This is a genomic window from Pseudomonas koreensis (assembly GCF_036668835.1).
In the GTDB taxonomy this organism is placed as follows: Bacteria; Pseudomonadota; Gammaproteobacteria; order Pseudomonadales; family Pseudomonadaceae; genus Aquipseudomonas; species Aquipseudomonas koreensis_I.
Window position 1 is genome coordinate 1 of sequence record NZ_JAZEVW010000062.1, and the last position, 255, is coordinate 255.

Consider the following 255-nt stretch of genomic DNA (forward strand, 5'->3'; position numbering starts at 1 on the left):
TTGGCCAACGGCCAGACCATCACCATCGGTGTTGGCCAAACCACCGGCACCGCGACCACCACCGCACCGAACGATGCCTTGGCTGGTAACGCTCCGCTGACCAACTCGATCACTAACGTGACCGGCGACAACTACGAAAACCTCGTGGCCGATAAAACCCCGGTCAGCACCACTGTCACCGATGTTGCCGACACTACAAATCTGTCGCTGAGTGCGACGGGCTCCGTGGCTGAAGGTGGTTCGATTGTTTACACC

The 255-nt window shown here is 58.8% G+C and carries 1 protein-coding gene; it reads left to right on the plus strand.

Going from position 1 to position 255, the window contains the following annotated elements:
* The coding region (locus V6F91_RS27295; protein ID WP_332769956.1) for an immunoglobulin-like domain-containing protein at positions 1–255 on the plus strand (255 nt) is incomplete at both ends.